Raw genomic sequence first — 17,557 nt, forward strand, 5'->3', positions numbered from 1 at the left:
GCTCCTCCGACGTTTCTGTTGTGTCAGCGTATCCGTGCGAATCACGCAACCGATGACGGAAAAATTCTTCAGCGTCAACCCATGTCGTCGATGTCGCGCTATAGGACCAGCGCTGAACTTTTTCAGGCGCAAAAAATGGAGAATCACATGAAGACGATGTTCGCTGCTATGGCTTCTGCCTTGCTCGTTTCGACGGCTTTCGCACAAACTGCAGCACCGGCACCGTCGACCCCTGCGACGGCGACGACGCGGGCTGGCAAGGCTGACCTGAAGGCCGGCACGGAAGCACAAGCCGGCGCAACCAAGGCGACGGTCGGCAAGGCGTCTGGTGAAGCCGGCGTCAAGAAGATTCCCACCGCACACGCGAAGGCCAAGGCACACAAGGTGAGCAAGAAGACGCAGGCTGTCAAGGCGGGGCCTTCGACGGCCAAGGCCGATGCAGGCAACGAGGCAAATGGTGCTGGCGCGAAGACAGATGCACCCTTGAAAAAAGGACGATCGGTCAGCGCGATGCACGGAGGTTGAGCAGACGCGTGCGCGAGATCGTGAGTCGCTGGCCGACAACGCTAATCGATCGCAACTTCGATGAAGCGCCGGATCATAAACTCCGGCGACCGTACTTCTTCATTCGCGCATTGAGGCGTTTGACGGTCGCGTACCGCGATATAAAACTTTTCAGATTGCCGCGGATGGGCGGCGTCCGGGACCGATCTTCATCTTAGGAGCGGATACGCCCGACACCATGATGCACCCGCGTCCACGACATCACAGGCGGCGTACGCGCCAAGCGCCTTGTCCGACGTATCGCATTCGTGCGACGCGGTCACACTGTCAGAACGTCGAGCCACTCCGCTGGGCTCATGATGCGAACACGGTCTTCGAGCAGACCCCAAAAAAAGACCTTGTCGTATAGGATCTGCTGGTTGCGAATCGATAGCTCGGTGCGAGCGGAAGCTATATTCGCTGCAAACTTTTGAAGTTGCTCCTTGATCTCAACGGCTATCGGGAAATTCTGCATCTCTGCCACCGATTCAGGTGTGCGCAGCCGTTAGCGACATGCGTTCAGTGATCGCGCTTCATGCATGCCGTCACTGGCTGATGTGCGGCCTTGCGGCTCAACAGCAAGGTGACGGCGGCCGATACGGCCAGTGTCGCGCCGACCACATAGAGACCCGCTGCATAGCCGCCCGTGGCGTTCTTGAGCCAGCCGATCGCGAACGGACCGACAAAGCCTCCAAGATTGCCGATTGAGTTGATCATCGCGATCCCTGCGGCAGCGCCCGCGCCCGACAGGAACATGCTCGGCATTGCCCACAGCGGCGCCTTCGCCGCGCTGATACCGACATTCACGACCACCAGCGCGAGCACGATCAGCAGCGCCGTACCCGCCTGAGCGGCGAACATGAAGCCGATGCATGCGAGCGCGCAAGGGATGACGACGTGCCAGGTACGCTCATCCGTCTTGTCCGAGTGCCGCGCCCACAGCACCATCGCGACGACGGCAAGCACGCTCGGAATGCCCGTGAGCAGACCGGTTTGCAACGGGCTGAAGCCGAACTGCCTGATGATAAGCGGTGCCCACAGGCCCAATGTGTACAGCCCGGCCGATGTGCCGAAGTAGATCAGCGCAAGGGCCAGCACGCGCGGATCGCGCAGTGCGCTGAGTGCCCCCGCCGTGTGGCCCACGTGTCCCTTGCGTTCGTCAGCTTCCGATTTCAGCCGCGCGATCAGCCATTCGCGCTCGTCGGCGCGAAGCCACTCTGCTTTCGAGGGCGTGTCGGTCATCAATTTCAATACGACAAAGCCGAGCAGGATCGCGGGCAGCGCCTCGATGATGTAGAGCAGTTGCCAGTCGGCGAGACCGAACATCGGCGGCAGTTGCATGATCGCGCCCGAGAGCGGTGAACCGATGGCCGTTGAGATCGGCGCGGCCGCCATGAACCATGCGGCGGCTGCCGCACGCTGCTTCGCCGGAAACCATAGGCTGAGATACAGGATGATGCCGGGAAAGAAACCCGCTTCCGCGACGCCCAGCACGAAGCGCAGCACATAGAAGCTGGTCGGGCCCGTGACGAACGCCGATGCGGCCGATACGATGCCCCACGTCACCATCACGCGCGCGATCCAGATTCGCGCGCCCACGCGATGCAAGATGAGATTGGACGGCACTTCGAACAGAAAGTAGCCGATGAAAAACAGCCCGCCGCCGAGGCCGAATGCCGTCGGCGAGAGGCCGATTGCCTTGTTCATCGTCATCGCCGCGAAGCCGACGTTGACGCGATCGAGGAAGCTGACGAAGTACAGCAGCATCACGAACGGAATAATCCGCCACATAAGCTTGCGTGATACGCGAGATTCAAGTTCCGGTTGCATCTGTCTCCTCCTTGGAGGTTAAGCCGAGCTTTGCGCGTTCTCTGCCGTTTGAGGTCAGTTGTTGTTGTGTGCGCAAACCTTCGGGCACGCGTCGTTGGATGCGGCACGCGCCCGTTTGCATCGTCCGTTGTCTCGCAGTCTCTGGTTGCGCGGCAACGGACTCGCCTGCACGTTATGCGGCGATGGCCATCTTCTCGACGAGCGCGCAGACAGCCGCCGTCACTTGCGCCGTCGTCGCCTTGCCGCCGAGGTCGCCTGTATGCAGCGACGCGTCGGCAGTCACGGTTTCGATCGCGCTCATCACGCGCCTGGCGGCCTCGAATTCGCCGAGGTGCTCGAGCAGCATCACGACCGACCAGAACGTGCCGATCGGATTCGCGAGGCCCTTGCCCATGATGTCGAATGCAGAGCCGTGGATCGGCTCGAACATCGACGGATAGCGGCGTTCCGGATCGATGTTGCCCGTCGGCGCAATGCCGAGGCTGCCCGCCAGCGCGGCGGCGAGATCGCTCAGGATGTCCGCGTGAAGGTTCGTGGCGACGATGGTGTCGAGCGACGCGGGGCGATTGATCATGCGCGCCGTCGACGCATCGACGAGTTCCTTGTCCCATTTGACGTCGGGGAACTCCTTCGAAACCTGCTGCGCGACCTCGTCCCACATCACCATCGCGTGACGCTGCGCGTTGCTTTTCGTGATGACGGTCAGCAGCTTGCGAGGCCGCGACTGCGCGAGACGGAACGCGAAGCGCATGATGCGTTCGACGCCGGCGCGCGTGAGAATCGACACATCGGTCGCGGCTTCGATCGGATGGCCCTGGTGGACACGGCCGCCCACGCCGGAATATTCGCCTTCAGAGTTTTCGCGGACGATCACCCAGTTCAGGTCTTCGGGCTTGCAGCGCTTGAGCGGCGCGTCGATGCCGGGCAGGATGCGCGTCGGGCGCACGTTCGCGTACTGGTCAAGACCTTGGCAGATCTTCAAGCGCAGCCCCCAAAGCGTGATGTGATCCGGAATGTCCGCGTCGCCGGCCGAACCGAACAGGATCGCGTCCTTATTGCGGATCGCATCGAGGCCGTCGGCGGGCATCATCACGCCATGCTGGCGGTAGTAGTCGGCGCCCCAGTCGAAGTTCTCGAACTCGAAGCGGAAGCTGTTGCTCGTGCGCGCGAGCGCTTCCAGCACTTGCTGGCCTGCCGGGACGACTTCCTTGCCGATACCGTCGCCTGGAATCGTCGCAATGCGATAGGTCTTCATGTCTCGCTCCTCCAAATGGTCTGGAAATGATGGGAACGAAGCCGACTTTACTGAACTGGGAGTGCAGTAACCGGTGCTAGACTCAAAGCATCTTTAACCAGAATTCACAAATGAGCGATGACGCAGACCGTTCAGCCAACCGATTTGAGCTTCTTTTCGACGCTGGCGGCATCCGGCAGCCTGAGCGCAGCAGCGCGCGAGCTCGGCTTGACGCCCGCAGCCGTAAGCAAGCGTCTGACGCAGATGGAACAGCGCGCGGGTGTACCGCTCGTCAACCGAACGACGCGCCGGATGATGCTGACGCCGGACGGCGAGGTCTATCTGGAGCACGCGCGCCGGATACTCGATGAGATCGAGGCGCTTTCCGAGCTGCTCAGCAGCGCAAAGAAGAGTCCGAAGGGATTGCTTCGTGTGAACGCGACGCTCGGTTTCGGGCGCAGTCATGTTGCGCCTGCCATCTCGCGCTTCGTCAGCCGCTATCCGCAGGTCGCGGTGCAGTTGCAGCTGTCGGTCACGCCGCCGCCGCTCACCGACGATGCGTTCGACGTCTGCATCCGTTTTGGCGAACCTCCCGATAGCCGTGTTATCGCGCGCCGGCTTGCGCCGAATCGAAGGCTGCTGTGTGCGGCGCCGTCATACATAGCCGAGTATGGCGCGCCTCTAACGCCGCACGAACTGGTGCGACATAACTGCATCGGCATCCGACAGGGCGATGAAGCGTACGGCGTGTGGCGTCTCACAACGGGCCGTGGCGCCGCGCGCAAGACTGAGGCGGTGCGCATCAACGGCAATCTGACAACCAATGATGGCGAGATCGCCGTGAAGTGGGCGCTCGAAGGCCATGGCATTCTGATGCGCGCGGAGTGGGATATCAAGGAGTATCTGGTCGATGGCCGGCTGGTTCAGGTGATGCCTGCATATGAAACGCCGAGCGCGGATATCTTCGCGGTGTATTCGCAGCGGCATCAGATGTCGGCGCGAATACGGACGTTTGTCGATTTCATTGCACGGGCGTTGAGGGAGGCTTCGTGATGCCGATGCCGCATCAACGTTCAACGCAGGCGTTGGCAAGTTGTGCAGCGGTGCGCCTTCTGTGCAATTGGCGCCGTCGTGCCAGTCGCCCGAGGCTGTGAACTTCGCTGCCCTCGTCTGGCGCATCACACTGCCCGATGAGCTCCTCGATAGAGGCTCGCTGCCCACACTGCACGATCGGTACGGAATCTCGGCGGACGCGATGGCAGCTAAGGAAGGTCTGCAGAACCCGTTTTCTTGACCGCTAGACCTACACATTTCGCTGGTGATTAGCCGGCGCTGGGAACATGCCGGAGCGTTTGCCACCATTCCATTCAGGTGGCGGTTCGCGTCTACTGCGCTTCGCATATCAGCTCGCACACGCATCATGCCCTGCACAAAGCCTTTCGTGCCATCCATAAATGGCCCAGTGCAAACAGCGTCGTCATCTGCGAGGTGTTCTTTACCAAGCCTCGGTATCGGATCTTCAAATAGCCAAACTGACGCTTCAGCACGCAAAATGGATGCTCGACCTTGGCGCGGATGCCGGCTTTCAGGCGCTCGATCTGGTCGTATATCGCATCCAGCGGGTCGTTCTGGTTCAGTTGCTTTCGTTTGCACGGTCTCATTGCGACGTGCCAGCGAACTACACCGCGCTCGCAACGCTTTTCGATTCCCTGGCATCCGGCATCGGCATATACGTCCGCCTCTTCGCCGTGCAACAGCGCTTCAGCCACGTCAATGTCGTGAACGTTGGCTGCCGTGCCGATGACCGTGTGAACCAGGCCCGAATCCGCGTCGACACCGATGTGGACCTTCATCCCGAGGTACCAGTTTCCGCCTTTCTGCGTTTGCTGCATCTCAGGGTCCTGCTTACCCGCCGTATTGTTTGTCGAACCCGGCGCAGAAATCAGTGTCGCGTCGACTATCGATCCGGCCTTCAGGATCAGACCTTTCTCGCTGAGAATCTCATTGACCAGCGCCAGCATCTGTACCGCCAGTCCGTGTTCTTCAAGCAGGTGACGGAACGGCAGGATCGTGCTTTCGTCCGGCAAGCGCGTCATGCCGCCGTCCAGTCCCGCAAACTCGCGAGACAGCGGTACGTCGTACAGTGCTTCTTCCATTGCGGGACCCGACAGGCCGAACCACTGCTGCATGAAATGGATCTGCAACATCGTCGCGATCGGGAATGGCGGCCGCCCTGTCTTACCTTTCGGGTAATGCGGCTCGATCAGTTCGATCAGCCTCGACCACGGCACCACGCGTCTCATCTCGTCGAGAAATTCGCGCTTGCGCTTCGCGTTGATGCCGATTCGAGGTTTCCGCCGCAGCCTTGGGACAGGGAAGTCACTTCATTTGCTGGCAGAAAGACATGTAGGGACTGTTAAGGAAGGTCTGCAAAAGTCCTGGCGTTGACCCGTTCATCAACTGTTGACACCCCCTCCTGTCATTGGCCGGTTCTGGACCCCCGCTCTGGCGCGGTCTCCATCCCATGATACGTCGAGGGCCGGCAACGATTTTGACGCCCTCGCCGCTCCCTCGCGCTGTTCGCGCCGTTAGCCGATCACGCGCAACGTCAGCAGCAACGCCCGCCCTTCCTGCGCCGGTGCCTCCGGCCAGCGCCGCCGTTCGACCGTAATCTGCCGTCGCAGCGCCTCGCTTACGAACGCGTCGAGCGTCTCACGAATGTCGCGGTCGATGAAATCCGCGCGCTCGGCATCGATCAGCACGGTCGCGCGGTCCGGAATCTGCGCGAGACAATGCGTGAGCATCGGCTTCGACAGGAACGTCGCGTCCTTGCGCAGGCACAGCAGAAAATGGTCGTCGTGACGCGTCAGCGTGAAGGTGCGCGACAGGTTCGCGCGCATCGCGAGCAGCGCGCTCGTTGCGATGCCAATGGCAATGCCGATCAGCAGGTCAGTCGCGAGTACGCCCGCGATCGTCGCCGCGAACGGCACAAAACGGTCGATTCCTTCGCGCGCCATTGCCGCGAACAGCGCCGGCTTCGCGAGCTTATAACCGGTGTGAATCAGGATCGCCGCGAGACACGCGAGCGGGATCAGGTTCAGCACGGCTGTCAGCGCGAACACGCTCGCGAGCAGAAATACGCCGTGAATCACGGCCGACATGCGCGTCTGCGCGCCCGCATGCACGTTCGCCGAGCTGCGCACGATCACGGCCGTCAACGGCAAACCGCCCAGCACGGCTGCGACCATATTGCCCACGCCCTGCGCCTTCAGCTCGCGATCAGGCGACGCGCGGCGGCGCTTCGGGTCGATCTGCTCGACGGCTTCGAGACTCAGCAGCGTTTCCAGACTCGCAACGACGGCGAGCGTCAGCGCGACGCGCCACACGTCGGCATCGACGAGTTGCGTAAGGTCGGGCATCGATATCACGCCCACCAATGCGTCGAGCGAGTCCAGCGACATCAGCGACACACGATGCTCAGCGCGCAACGCAAGCGCGGGCGCAAGCACATTGAGCGCAAGCGTCACACCGATGCCGAACGCGACGACGGCCAGCGGCCCCGGCAGCATGCGCGTGATCGCAAGACGTTTCGCGCGCGGCGTCTCCCATGCAAACAGCGTCGCGACCGACACGACAGCGAGCACAATCGAGACCAGCGACACCTGGCCGAACGGCGTCGCCAGCGTGGCAGCGTGTGCGACGTGCGCATCCGCGCCCGTGATGAGCCCCGCGCCCAGCGGAATCTGCTTGACGATCAGCATGATGCCGATCGACGCGAGCATGCCTTTGATGACGGCGACGGGCACGAAGCTCGCGAGCCGCCCCGCGCGCAGCAGGCCGAAGCCGATCTGGAGCGCGCCCGCAATCAGCACGGCGGCGAGAAACGCGGAAAAACTGCCCAGCGATGCGATCGCGGAGACGACGATCACGACGAGGCCCGCCGCCGGGCCGCTCACGCTCAGATGCGAGCCGCTCAGGAGCGCGACGACGAGTCCGCCGATGATGCCCGATACGACTCCGGCAAACGGCGTGGCGCCGGACGCCGTGGCAATGCCCAGACAGAGCGGCAAGGCGACCAGAAAGACGACGATGCCGGCAAAAACGTCGCTACGCAAAGTCGATAGACGGGAGACAGAAGGTGTGTGCATGGTATTCGCGAGGGCGAGTTGAGCCACGCCGCCCGGCGATGGGCGCCGACGGCTCGTTGGTCAGATCGTGAAAAGGGGCTTGTTTCGAAGCGGGTTACGCTGCGTCGCGCATGTCGGCCATCTGCTGCGCTTCTTCCATGTCGGTGAGTGGCATGAGCAACCCTTCTCGCAGCCCGAAGATCCAGCCATGCACCTGCGGCGCACGGGGCGCGCGGCGCACGATCGGCGATTCGCGCAACAGCCGCACCTGCTCGATCACGTTCAACTCCGCGAAGCGATCAACACGTTCGTCGAAATCGGTGATCGCATGCAGCTCCTCACGGTGCCGTTCAGCCAGTTCGCGCAATCCGGCGATGCGGCGGTTCACGGCGGGCAGCGCATCAGACGGAGGCGACAGAGCCGCGCGCGCGCCGACGCAATGGTGATGTCCGCAGATGATGATGTGTTCGACATTCAGCGCATGCACCGCGTATTCGATCACGCTCGACGCATTGCCGTCGTCGGACGTGTAGAGGTTCGCGATGTTGCGATGGACGAACAGTTCGCCAGGCTGCGCATTTGTGATCCGCTCGGCGGGCACGCGGCTATCGGAACAGCCGATCCACAAAATGCGCGGCTGTTGACCGCGCGCCATTTCCGTGAAGAACTCGGGCTCGCGCGTCGTCACCTCCTGCGACCACGCGAGATTGGATAGCAACAGGCGTTTCGGGTGATTCATCAATCGGCTCCTGCCGGGGTCTGTTGAACGGGATCGGCTGTCCATCGCGGACAAACACGACGCTGTTTACGAGGACCTTACAGTCAGAAGGTTCCGAAAAAAAATCGACAAGAAACAATTTAATGCCGGCTGCATCCGATGCCCGGAAAGCGTGCATTCATGCGGCTTTTCGCTCTTTCGTGTCATTTGCGTGATTCGCTGCACCTTGGTGGAGCGACTTCCTTAACTACGGTGCCGATCAGGTGGCGCTCACGGCGGCTTCCAGTAAGAAACTGCACCCTGGCAGGTCCAAGCCTCGCAAAGTTGGGCGTCGCAGAGTTTGCGTGTGCGGCATGCAGACGAGGTCGCGAGGTCGCACAGCTGACGGCGCCCGCATCGAGTCGCAGCTTGCCGGTTCGAGGACCTAGCGCGATGCGTCGTGCTTTGCTTTCGCCGCCTTCCCCTGTCCTTCCACCAGATCAGGAAGTTGGTCACCGCGGCCGCGATGAATGCGACGGTCGTGGAGGTCAACGACACGATGAGCGTCTTTTCCTCCGTATCCGACGAAGGCGTTGTCGGGTGTTGCAAACCAGATGAAAATTGGACTGCGGAATCGCTTCTCGACAAGGCTTGCGATGCGCTTTTCGACTGCACAACGGTGACTGCCGCGGCTGTTTCGCCGATATGATGTAACGCGCGAAAGCGCAACTGTTACGCAGGAAAAGCTCAAAAGACATCGCGAGCTTTGTCACCTGCTCGCGGGCTTCGGCCGCTTCGGCGAAATCGCCATGAGGTGCTTGAGGAACTGAAAAACGATTCCGCCCTGGCGGCCATACCGGTTCATCCTGACGGACCTCTAATTCGCAAGAAGACCTGCGATCAACGCTTCGGGCATCATTGCGTGCGCTCTCAAGCAAGATGAACGGGTAAAGAAGGCGAAATTGCTCTTATCGCGGTCACCGCTTTCCGGGCGCATAGATACGCTAAAAAATTAAAAATACTTAGCATGACAGAAGACGTCAGAATCCCGTTTTCGCCATTGACGGGTAAAAGGCCTGAATCATCGGCGGAAATCCTTATAGAGGATATGTCACGGACAGCAGCAACATTCCGCCGAACCACGGCAACAGCAGGCAATATGTGGCTATCCGAATTCGCTCGCGGGCTTGCGCGCGACGAAGTGGTGGTGAACTGCGTAAAGGATGAAGCCGATCGCGACGCATCGCTATGGCCAACATCGCGAATCGACTGGCTGCAAGCGCGCGGGGCTGGGTCACCCCACAGCAGGGTTTCTGGACGCCTCTGCCAGGCGCTCCGCAATAAAAATGTTCACTGAATCCAGAAGAGCCGCCACGTTAGCCGGCTTCTGAAAGAACGCCGTCCAGCATCGCGGATAGCCTCCCGGATCGGGCGTGGCTGACAGCAGGATAATCGGAAGATCCGCAAGCGACGGCTGACACCGCACGCGACGGCAAAGCTCGACGCCGTCCATCCCGGGCATCTGCCAGTCGGTGATGATGAGCTGCGGAAGCTGACGCTGCAGCTTTTGCAATGCGTCGCATCCGCTTTCCGCAAGCACGACGTGATGCCCGCACGATTCCAGCGCCAGCTGGAGAGCCCAAAGATTTTCGACGTCATCGTCGACCAGAAGCACAGTAGACATGCTGGTGTGCAGATGCAGTGACCAATGCCATCGGCAGCCACACCCGCAGGCGAATGCCAGCGTCCGTGCAACGTCACCGCCTTGCCCCGAAAGGCAAGGCGATGCACAAAACGTCGCTACTGGGCTGAAGAAGCGGCGGTATCGGAAGCGCCCTTTGCGTGGGGCTTGTAGTTCTTCGACGTCCCGGATGGTGCCTTCATGGTATTCGAACCCTTCGAGGTCGAAGTCGTGCCCGTAGGCCCGCTGGCGCTCGGGGTGCTCATCCCCGTGCCGCCCTGACCGGCAGCGCCACCATTGCTGTTGCCGCCACCTCCTCCTGAAGTTCCGCCGCCTTGAGCGAACGTCGCTCCCGTGAGCGCAATGAGGATTGCAGAACACAATGCGGCTGTCCGTCGAATTTTCATGGCTGTCTCCCTTGAATGGACGCCCCGGACCGGTATCGGCCGGGGCGACGCACGCGACCCGTCAATCAGACGTCGGCGGCGCTATCGCGCCCTTCGACGACATCTCGCGTCGTGGTCCAGTATGGCTGCCGGTTGTAGTACTGGTGCAGTTGCGTTCCCCAGGCCGCGTCAGCCATTGACGGCCAGTGGTCAGGATCGAAGCCGGGGTCATCCTTGAGCTGCCGCGCGGTGATGTCGACGCGGAAGCATTTCTCGTCCGTATCGAGCGTCAATGCGTTCCACGGAATCGCATGCAACGTCGTACCCATCCCGAGGAAGCCGCCCTCGGAAAGGACGGCGTACGCTACGCGTCCGCTGCGCACGTCGAGCATGATGTCCGAGATTTTGCCGACGTCCTGGCCGTCTGACGTGACGACCTTGTCGCCATCGAGCGTCGCGGCCGCCATCACATACGGTCCAGGTCCTTCCCCACGTCCGCCACCGACGATATCGGCGCCGGACATATTGCCTGTCGGGTCAAGTGGTTTGCTCATGACTGTCTCCTCCTGGAGGTTGAGCCAACTTACCCGCATCCGCCATTCCAGCGTCGCGGTGCATTACCCGGTCCACAACCTGTTCGCGCATGACGAAGCACGCCAGCCCGGCGCGAGTGAACGAACGCCGAAAGCGGCTATTTGGTGGGCGTGAGAAAACACCTTCTCCCACTGACAGAAGGCGAGCGTTCGAATCTGTTCCCCGGTAACGTCCCATTTCGACCTCCGGTAAATAGGGCAGCTGTATAAGGCCAAGTGACCGTTATCGGCGAGTTCCCACGTACGAACGACGGTCAGCCTGCCTATCGCGGGTATGGATCTCCCGGACTGAAAGCCGTGCTCGCCGCCAGCCCCCCGCATTTAGTCCTGCTTCAATCCGGCGGACGGTTTTCCCTCGGCCTCGCGTTCAGTCATCGCTGCTGTTTCTTTCATGCTGGCGGTAGCAAGCGCCGGATCGCCCGTCAACATTGAGGAACCGACGCCAGCCGTTACGTCATCCAGCGCACCCGTTATTGTCAGGAAGCCTCGATTCAGACGATTCTCTGCTTCGCTAACCGCGTCGGCATATCCATCCAGGATGATCTCGCTGGCGTGGCGCCAGTAGGCGACGACCTTCGCTGTCCCTGCCAGAACGTAGCTCGCGTGGAGCCGCCACGCACCTAGAGGCGAGACTTCTTCCGCCGCCTTGAGGGAAACAGCACGCTGTTCCTCGATTGACGTCTGGATCGCCTTGCGGTTGAGTTCGAAGAGCCGCTCCGCGGTGCCAACACACACGTTGACCACTGCGTCCGCGTCTTCTCGTCGAGCCGACGCGGCACGCTCAGCCGTTGCCTTGAATCCGGTATCCGGAATAGCGATAAGTCGTTCGGTTGCCATGATCGATTCCTCAATGAATTAATGGAACATCCCACGCGACACACACCTCGCAATATGAGCAGGCTGCCGCGCAATCACCATTCCCGGTTCGCTCCGGCTCAATGACACATCGGCGCGTGCCGTTGGGCTGCATTACAGGCTCAGGGCAGTCAAGGCGACGAACGCGATAGCTGATAGCTGATGGACAGGCGGGCCAAGGCGATGGCGCCACAAGGGCGCATCGACGCCGGGCAAGACACGCGTTCGTTCACAATAGTCTTCCGATCGTGTCCGGCTCAGAAACAGGCGCATCCCTTCGCGCCCCTCGTGTAAAGAGGTCCGTTCCACGAGCAACACACGAATGTCGCTCGTTCGGCAGGCAAATGAACTGCGAGAGCCCCTCCTCTTGTGCGCCTTGTCGCACAAACCAGCCATCCGGTACTTCTGCATTCAGACGTAAACGCGAATACGCTCATGTCAGAAGGCTGCACCACCACGTCAACCCCGCCCGAGCCTCGCGTTAAAAGCGGGAGCGCAGCGTAGCCCGACGTCATGCAAAACAGTCAGGTACGGCGTCGGACGATGTCAGTAACCGGCGCTGTCTTGTTGAAACGAGACGCGTATGTCGTGACGAGTACTTCGACTACCCAGCGCGTCATGTCCATCCGTACTGCGTCGCCGTTCACAAGCTGGGCGAGGTCGCGGCATGCAGTTGACGGCTACTTACGCGCGTTGGCGCGCGGGTTCTGCGCGGTCCTGTCTGAAGGCCCGCGATCGGCTACTTACAGGCATCCAGATGCCGAGCCTGTTGCGCTCGCCGATAGTTGTTTTCTTCTTGCCTTCGTTTTGGACCACTCGTTCTCGACGTGATCGCGTTGCGGGTGAACCGCGCGGCACATCCGCATCCTTCTGTCGCGGACGTACGGACAACGGATCGGTATGGTGGACGAACCGCCGCGGCACGGCGGTTGCTGCGCACTGTGCATAGAACCAGAGCGCCCGCGCCTGCCGCCGGCGAAAGGGGCGCAATAATGCACGAGCCTATCGAACGCGAAGCTGGCGACGAGATGGAGGCCGAAGGCAGTATAGGGTGATTGCGGCGGGCGGGCCACGGTTCATTCGGTACGAGCTCAGCAACTGTGTGATCGCCTATGCATTGCCGAATCCTTGAAGCGAAGGCTGAGCCGCCACGTGCACTTCGCGATTCGATCGAGATACAGCGTGGCCTGCCTTGGCCTGCTCAAAGCGGATTCATTCTGTCGACTGCGACGACACGCACCGGAATCGATTTTGCCCCCGGCACCTTGCTCTCCTTCGCGTAATGCCACAAAGGAAGCAGCGGGTTGCATTCCGGATAGTAGCCCGCGGCGCAGCCCGGCGGGATGTCGTAAGGCACGACGGCAAAGCCCGCGACCCTGCGTTCGATCCCATCGTCCGAGATCGTTTCGAGCGTCACGCGATCCCCTTGATGCAGCCCGCGCATCGCCATGTCGGCGCGATTGAGCAGCAACACCATGCGCGTTCCTTTGATACCGCGAAAACGGTCGTCATGATTGTAGATGGTCGTGTTGAACTGGCTGTCGCTACGCAACGTCATCAGACGCAGCGCGCCCGGTTCGCGCTCGGGCATGTCGGGATCTTCGCCTAGCTCGTCGGGCACCAGGAATTCGGCCTTGCCGCTCTTTGTCTGCCACTTGCGTTCCCGCGCCGGCAACGGTCGCGGGAAGCCGCCGGGCGTCCACATGCGGGCGTCGAAATCGTGAAAGATCTCCGGGTAAGTCTGCGCGATCGCCTGACGAACGCGGCTGTAGTCGTCCCGCCACGCGTCCCAATCGATGGTTGAATGGTCTTTTAAGGCCGCCTTCGCGAGGCCCGCCAGGATGAACGGCTCGGAGCGGATATGCGGGCTGGCCGGCTCCGCGACGCCACGCGACCCATGCATGCAGCCCGTGCTGTCCTCCATCGACACCGCCTGCACCCCGCCAGCCTGACGATCGATCTCGATCCGGCTCAGGCACGGCAAGATATACGATACCTGGCCGTGCACGAGGTGACTACGATTGAGTTTCGTCGCGATGTTCACTGTAAGGCGCAGCCGCGACCAGGCGGGCTCCGTCTGTCCGCGGTCGGGCACCGAGCGCACGAGATTACCGCCCAGATTGACCACGGCCTTCACAACGCCCTTGATCATCGCCTCGCAGGCTTCGACGATATTCATGCCCTTGTCGCGCGGCGGTTCGAAAGAGAATTGACCGGCGAGCTTGTCGAGTGGCGCGAGCTCGGGCTTTTCGGTAATGCCCACGGTGCGCTGGCCTTGCACGTTCGAGTGGCCGCGCACGGGCGAAGGGCCCGCGCCGGGCTTGCCGATATTGCCGCGCAGCAGCAGCAGATTGCACAGCATGCGCACGTTCTGCACGCCCATCCGATGCTGCGTCATGCCCATGCCGTAGTGGGCGATCACCGCGTGGGCCCTGGCATATTCGGCGGCGGCCGCTTCGAGCGCCTCGCGCTTCAGGCCGCTGACCTGCTCGATATCCGCCCAGTCCAGCTCGCGCACGAAGCGGGCGAACTCGTCGTAGCCTGTCGTGTGTTCTTCGACGAACGCGACGTCGATCACGCGCGGCGCGCCGTCCGCAAACGCTGCATCGTCGGCGGCGATGACAGCCTTGCAGATGCCGAGGATGGCCGCCGTATCGCCCCCCGTCTTCAGTTGATGATACTGCGTGCTGATCTGCGTATCGCCGGGCGTGAGCATCTGGACAGGCGATTGCGGATTCCTGAAGCCGATCAACCCCGGTTCTCTCAGCGGGTTGAACGTGATGATGGGAACACCGCGCTTGCGTGCATCCTGCAACGGGTGGAGCATGCGCGGGCTGTTCGTGCCGACGTTCTGCCCGAAGAAGAACATCAGGTCCGTTTTCTCGAAGTCGTCGAGCGTGATCGTGCCGACGCCGACGCCGATCGCTGCCTTGAGACCGACGCTCGTGCTTTCGTGACACATGTTTGAACTGTCGGGCAGGTTGTTCGTGCCATACAGGCGCGCGAACAGTTGCAGCATATACGCGGATTCGAGCGATGCACGTCCCGATGTGTAGAAGACCGTCTGGTTCGGTTCGAGGGCCTGCAGTTCGCGGCCGATTTCATCGAACGCGTCCTGCCAGGCGACGGGTACGTAACGGTCCGTTGCGGCGTCATAGCGTAGCGGCTCGGTGAGGCGCCCTGCTTCCTCGAGATCGTGATCATGCCATGCGAGCAGTTCGCGAACCGTATAAACCCGGAAGAAGTCCGCGGTCACGCGTTTGGCCGTGGTGTCCCACGCGGTGGCCTTCGCGCCGCTCTCGCAGAACTCGAACGGGTGAGGCTGCGCGGGTTTCGCCCATGAACAGCTGACGCACATATATCCATCGGGCTTGTTCTGATGCAACAGGATCTTGCTGTCCTTCAGCGCAACCTTCTCCTGCAGAAGGATGCGCGTCACGGCTTTTACCGATCCCCATCCGCCGGACGACCACGGGTGGTCCCGGCGCTTCGTCTCATCGCTCATTCGCTGCTCCCCTCAAACTCCATCACGTTGTGACACTTCAGCAAGCCTCATTCCCTGCCGGGGAGAACCGCTTGACCGTTGCTGCCGACTTGCGCGCAATGCGGTGGAACGTCGGATGCTTGAGGCAATCAGGTGCAAACCCACATGCAAATCGTCCGAGGTTCTATCCATGTCCAGCACGAACGGCAATCTGAACGGCAATCTGTCGCCCGCCATCACCACGTTGATCCGTCTCGACCATAGTCATGTCGTCGCTGCATTTCATCGCTATCGAATTAACAGCGCATGGTGGCGCAAGCGCGCGGTCGTCAACAACGTGTGCACTGCGCTGGAAATACACGCGCAACTGGAGGAAGAGGTTTTCTATCCGGCACTCGCGCGCGTTGCACCCGATAACAATGTCCTCAAGCAGAGCCATGCCGGACACGACGCGATGCGCGAGATCATCGGCAAGCTGCGCAGCATGGGTCCGGAAAACGCAGCTTACGATGGCCTCTTCATGCAGTTGATGCGCGAGACGCTGCATCACGTCGCGGACGAGGAAGCCGCGCTGCTGCCGATCGCCGAACGCTCACTCAAGCACGAGTTGCGTGCGCTGGGCGCCGAAATAACACGCCGGCGCATGGCGTTACTGCGCGAAAAACCGCTGGAGATTGCCGTCACTACCGCAGGCACGTTTCCAGTTGCGACGGCGGTGACCGCCGCGGTGCTGGCTTGCGGCATGTTCAGGTTGATGCGCGGTATCGCGCGCCGGCAGCAGACGTGAGACGTTCCCTGAGGCCGGTTCACCTGTGGAGTATTTCGCGCAACGAGCTGACGTCGTTCGCGGTAATCGGCTGGGCGTTGTTGCCCCATGCGCTGCGCACGTACGTCAGCACCTGGGCGATCTGCACATCGGCCAGCGTGCCGACGAAGGCGGGCATCGCCTGGCGCGGCGGACCTGTGAGCGTCGACGGGCTATTGCCGCCTTCGATCAACAGACGGATCAGCGATGTCGTGTCTTCGGCCAGCACGGACGGATTGCCCGCCAGCGCGGGAAACGCGCCGTGAATGCCCGCGCCGTCGTCGCGATGACAACGCGCGCAGAACGAGCGATAGACGTTGAAGCCGACCGACAGGCTGTCGGGCACGCGGCTGCCGTTGGCCTGCGAGCGCGCGGGATCGGCGCGCGGCGTATAGGTGCCCGACGCTTGCTGCGCGGGCAACGACTTCAGGTAGCGGGCGATCGCCTGAAGGTCGTCGTCGCTCAGATACTGCGTACTGTCCTCGATCTGTTCGACCATGCTGCCATACGCGACGACGCCCGCCGCATGCCCCGTCTTCAGAAACGCGGCGATCTCGTCGGGCTTCATGCGAGCGAGTCCCGAACCCGCATCGCCCGTCAGATTGGGCGCGAACCAGTGGTCGTTGACGCCGCCCGTCAGATAGGTGCGCGACGACTCGTCGTAGCCACGCTCCTGGTAGCCGGGTCCACGCGGCGTATGGCAGGCGCCGCAGTGCCCGGGTGATTGCACCAGATACGCGCCACGATTCCACTGCGCATCGCGGTCCGCGCGTGGCCGATAGACGCCGCGCGGCGTGAACGCCATCTGCCAGAAACGCAGCGCCCAACGCTGATTGAACGGAAACGCGACGTCCGAAGGCGGTGTCGGCTTCGCGATGGGCGCGACGGCATGCATCATGTACGCATACAACGCGCGCATGTCCTCGTCGGTGATCTTTGCAAACGACGCATACGGCATCGCCGGATACAGGTGCTTGCCGCCCCGCGCGACACCTTCGCGCAGCGCGCGCGCGAATTCGTCGTAGCTGTAGCGGCCGATACCGTATTGCGCGTCCGGTGTAATGTTGCTCGACGTAATCGTGCCGAACGGCGACCCCATGCCGAGCCCGCCCGCATAGGGTGCGCCCTGGGGTGCGGTGTGGCATCCGGCGCAGTCGGCGGCCTTCGCGATGTACTCGCCGCGCGCGATGAGTTCGTGATCGGTCGATGACGACGACGTTTGAGCCGAAGTCGACGCAGACGTGGCCGCGTCACCCGCCGGGCCGCTGAGATACGTCAGGGAAATGGCGCAAGCGCCCGCGAGCATGACGAGCGTCAATCGG

At 61.8% G+C, this 17,557-nt stretch carries 15 protein-coding genes; 4 read left to right on the top strand and 11 right to left on the bottom strand.

Translation table 11 applies throughout. The features are described 5' to 3' along the window. The first annotated feature begins 147 nt into the window (after nt 1–147). Nucleotides 148–525, top strand: coding sequence for a hypothetical protein (locus AB4Y32_RS33505; RefSeq protein WP_368725426.1), 378 nt, complete (start codon nt 148–150; stop codon nt 523–525). 298 nt (nt 526–823) lie between these two features. Here AB4Y32_RS33505 and AB4Y32_RS33510 read toward each other — a convergent pair whose 3' ends face one another. The 3 genes from AB4Y32_RS33510 to AB4Y32_RS33520 all read right to left on the bottom strand — a co-directional run bounded on the left by AB4Y32_RS33510 (nt 824) and on the right by AB4Y32_RS33520 (nt 3,628). Beyond that, nucleotides 824–1,018 carry a hypothetical protein gene (locus AB4Y32_RS33510; protein WP_368725427.1) on the bottom strand — a complete coding sequence of 65 codons (195 nt, stop codon included), beginning with the start codon at nt 1,016–1,018 and terminating at the stop codon, nt 824–826. Between the two features lie 44 nt (nt 1,019–1,062). Beyond that, nucleotides 1,063–2,373, bottom strand: a complete 1,311-nt coding sequence (locus AB4Y32_RS33515) for an MFS transporter (RefSeq protein WP_368725428.1) — start codon at nt 2,371–2,373, stop codon at nt 1,063–1,065. A gap of 172 nt (nt 2,374–2,545) precedes the next feature. Further along, nucleotides 2,546–3,628, bottom strand: a complete 1,083-nt coding sequence (locus tag AB4Y32_RS33520; RefSeq protein ID WP_368725429.1) for a tartrate dehydrogenase — start codon at nt 3,626–3,628, stop codon at nt 2,546–2,548. Between the two features lie 117 nt (nt 3,629–3,745). Between AB4Y32_RS33520 and AB4Y32_RS33525 the strand changes: the two genes are divergently transcribed. Continuing rightward, complete coding sequence (locus AB4Y32_RS33525) at nt 3,746–4,660, top strand: LysR substrate-binding domain-containing protein (protein WP_368725430.1); 915 nt, start codon at nt 3,746–3,748, stop codon at nt 4,658–4,660. 365 nt (nt 4,661–5,025) lie between these two features. Here AB4Y32_RS33525 and AB4Y32_RS33530 read toward each other — a convergent pair whose 3' ends face one another. The 3 genes from AB4Y32_RS33530 to AB4Y32_RS33540 form a co-directional block, all read right to left on the bottom strand. Beyond that, nucleotides 5,026–5,970 (bottom strand): IS5 family transposase, encoded by a 945-nt coding sequence (locus AB4Y32_RS33530; protein WP_368725456.1) that lies wholly within the window; start codon nt 5,968–5,970, stop codon nt 5,026–5,028. A 225-nt stretch (nt 5,971–6,195) separates the two neighbouring features. Next, the gene (locus AB4Y32_RS33535; protein ID WP_368725431.1) at nt 6,196–7,755 is read right to left on the bottom strand and encodes a SulP family inorganic anion transporter; all 1,560 of its coding nucleotides are present in this window, start codon (nt 7,753–7,755) and stop codon (nt 6,196–6,198) included. Between the two features lie 94 nt (nt 7,756–7,849). Next, a complete protein-coding gene (locus AB4Y32_RS33540; RefSeq protein WP_368725432.1) occupies nt 7,850–8,473 on the bottom strand; it encodes a carbonic anhydrase in 624 nt (207 codons plus the stop codon). Between the two features lie 484 nt (nt 8,474–8,957). On the opposite strand from AB4Y32_RS33540, the gene AB4Y32_RS33545 reads away from it, so the two are divergent. Beyond that, the gene (locus AB4Y32_RS33545) at nt 8,958–9,140 is read left to right on the top strand and encodes a hypothetical protein (protein ID WP_368725433.1); all 183 of its coding nucleotides are present in this window, start codon (nt 8,958–8,960) and stop codon (nt 9,138–9,140) included. Nucleotides 9,141–9,725: 585 nt separating this feature from the next. On the opposite strand, the gene AB4Y32_RS33550 is transcribed toward AB4Y32_RS33545, so the two are convergent. The 4 genes from AB4Y32_RS33550 to AB4Y32_RS33565 all read right to left on the bottom strand — a co-directional run bounded on the left by AB4Y32_RS33550 (nt 9,726) and on the right by AB4Y32_RS33565 (nt 15,451). Continuing rightward, entirely contained in the window at nt 9,726–10,115 is a 390-nt protein-coding gene (locus AB4Y32_RS33550; RefSeq protein WP_368725434.1) for a PleD family two-component system response regulator, read from the bottom strand. A gap of 469 nt (nt 10,116–10,584) precedes the next feature. After that, a complete protein-coding gene (locus AB4Y32_RS33555) occupies nt 10,585–11,052 on the bottom strand; it encodes a PRC-barrel domain-containing protein (RefSeq protein ID WP_368725435.1) in 468 nt (155 codons plus the stop codon). 360 nt (nt 11,053–11,412) lie between these two features. Next, nucleotides 11,413–11,928, bottom strand: a complete 516-nt coding sequence (phaP, locus tag AB4Y32_RS33560) for a TIGR01841 family phasin (protein WP_368725436.1) — start codon at nt 11,926–11,928, stop codon at nt 11,413–11,415. Between the two features lie 1,219 nt (nt 11,929–13,147). Next, entirely contained in the window at nt 13,148–15,451 is a 2,304-nt protein-coding gene (locus tag AB4Y32_RS33565) for an FdhF/YdeP family oxidoreductase (protein WP_368725437.1), read from the bottom strand. 169 nt (nt 15,452–15,620) lie between these two features. On the opposite strand from AB4Y32_RS33565, the gene AB4Y32_RS33570 reads away from it, so the two are divergent. Next, on the top strand, nt 15,621–16,217 hold the full coding sequence (locus AB4Y32_RS33570) for a hemerythrin domain-containing protein (RefSeq protein WP_368725438.1): 597 nt from the start codon (nt 15,621–15,623) through the stop codon (nt 16,215–16,217). A gap of 19 nt (nt 16,218–16,236) precedes the next feature. Here the strand turns inward: AB4Y32_RS33570 and AB4Y32_RS33575 are convergent, their stop codons facing one another. After that, nucleotides 16,237–17,541, bottom strand: coding sequence for a cytochrome c (locus AB4Y32_RS33575; protein WP_368725457.1), 1,305 nt, complete (start codon nt 17,539–17,541; stop codon nt 16,237–16,239). Between the last annotated feature and the right edge of the window lie 16 nt (nt 17,542–17,557).

Source organism: Paraburkholderia phymatum, from assembly GCF_040965635.1.
Taxonomy (GTDB): Bacteria; Pseudomonadota; Gammaproteobacteria; order Burkholderiales; family Burkholderiaceae; genus Paraburkholderia; species Paraburkholderia phymatum_B.

Coding starts and splice junctions, on each gene's coding strand:
- AB4Y32_RS33555 (WP_368725435.1), bottom strand. CDS start 11,052: ATGAGCAAACCACTTGACCCGACAGGCAATATGTCCGGCGCCGATATC.
- AB4Y32_RS33535 (WP_368725431.1), bottom strand. CDS start 7,755: ATGCACACACCTTCTGTCTCCCGTCTATCGACTTTGCGTAGCGACGTT.
- phaP (WP_368725436.1), bottom strand. CDS start 11,928: ATGGCAACCGAACGACTTATCGCTATTCCGGATACCGGATTCAAGGCA.
- AB4Y32_RS33550 (WP_368725434.1), bottom strand. CDS start 10,115: ATGTCTACTGTGCTTCTGGTCGACGATGACGTCGAAAATCTTTGGGCT.
- AB4Y32_RS33565 (WP_368725437.1), bottom strand. CDS start 15,451: ATGAGCGATGAGACGAAGCGCCGGGACCACCCGTGGTCGTCCGGCGGA.
- AB4Y32_RS33545 (WP_368725433.1), top strand. CDS start 8,958: ATGAATGCGACGGTCGTGGAGGTCAACGACACGATGAGCGTCTTTTCC.
- AB4Y32_RS33575 (WP_368725457.1), bottom strand. CDS start 17,541: ATGCTCGCGGGCGCTTGCGCCATTTCCCTGACGTATCTCAGCGGCCCG.
- AB4Y32_RS33515 (WP_368725428.1), bottom strand. CDS start 2,373: ATGCAACCGGAACTTGAATCTCGCGTATCACGCAAGCTTATGTGGCGG.
- AB4Y32_RS33570 (WP_368725438.1), top strand. CDS start 15,621: ATGTCCAGCACGAACGGCAATCTGAACGGCAATCTGTCGCCCGCCATC.
- AB4Y32_RS33525 (WP_368725430.1), top strand. CDS start 3,746: ATGACGCAGACCGTTCAGCCAACCGATTTGAGCTTCTTTTCGACGCTG.
- AB4Y32_RS33520 (WP_368725429.1), bottom strand. CDS start 3,628: ATGAAGACCTATCGCATTGCGACGATTCCAGGCGACGGTATCGGCAAG.
- AB4Y32_RS33540 (WP_368725432.1), bottom strand. CDS start 8,473: ATGAATCACCCGAAACGCCTGTTGCTATCCAATCTCGCGTGGTCGCAG.
- AB4Y32_RS33505 (WP_368725426.1), top strand. CDS start 148: ATGAAGACGATGTTCGCTGCTATGGCTTCTGCCTTGCTCGTTTCGACG.
- AB4Y32_RS33510 (WP_368725427.1), bottom strand. CDS start 1,018: ATGCAGAATTTCCCGATAGCCGTTGAGATCAAGGAGCAACTTCAAAAG.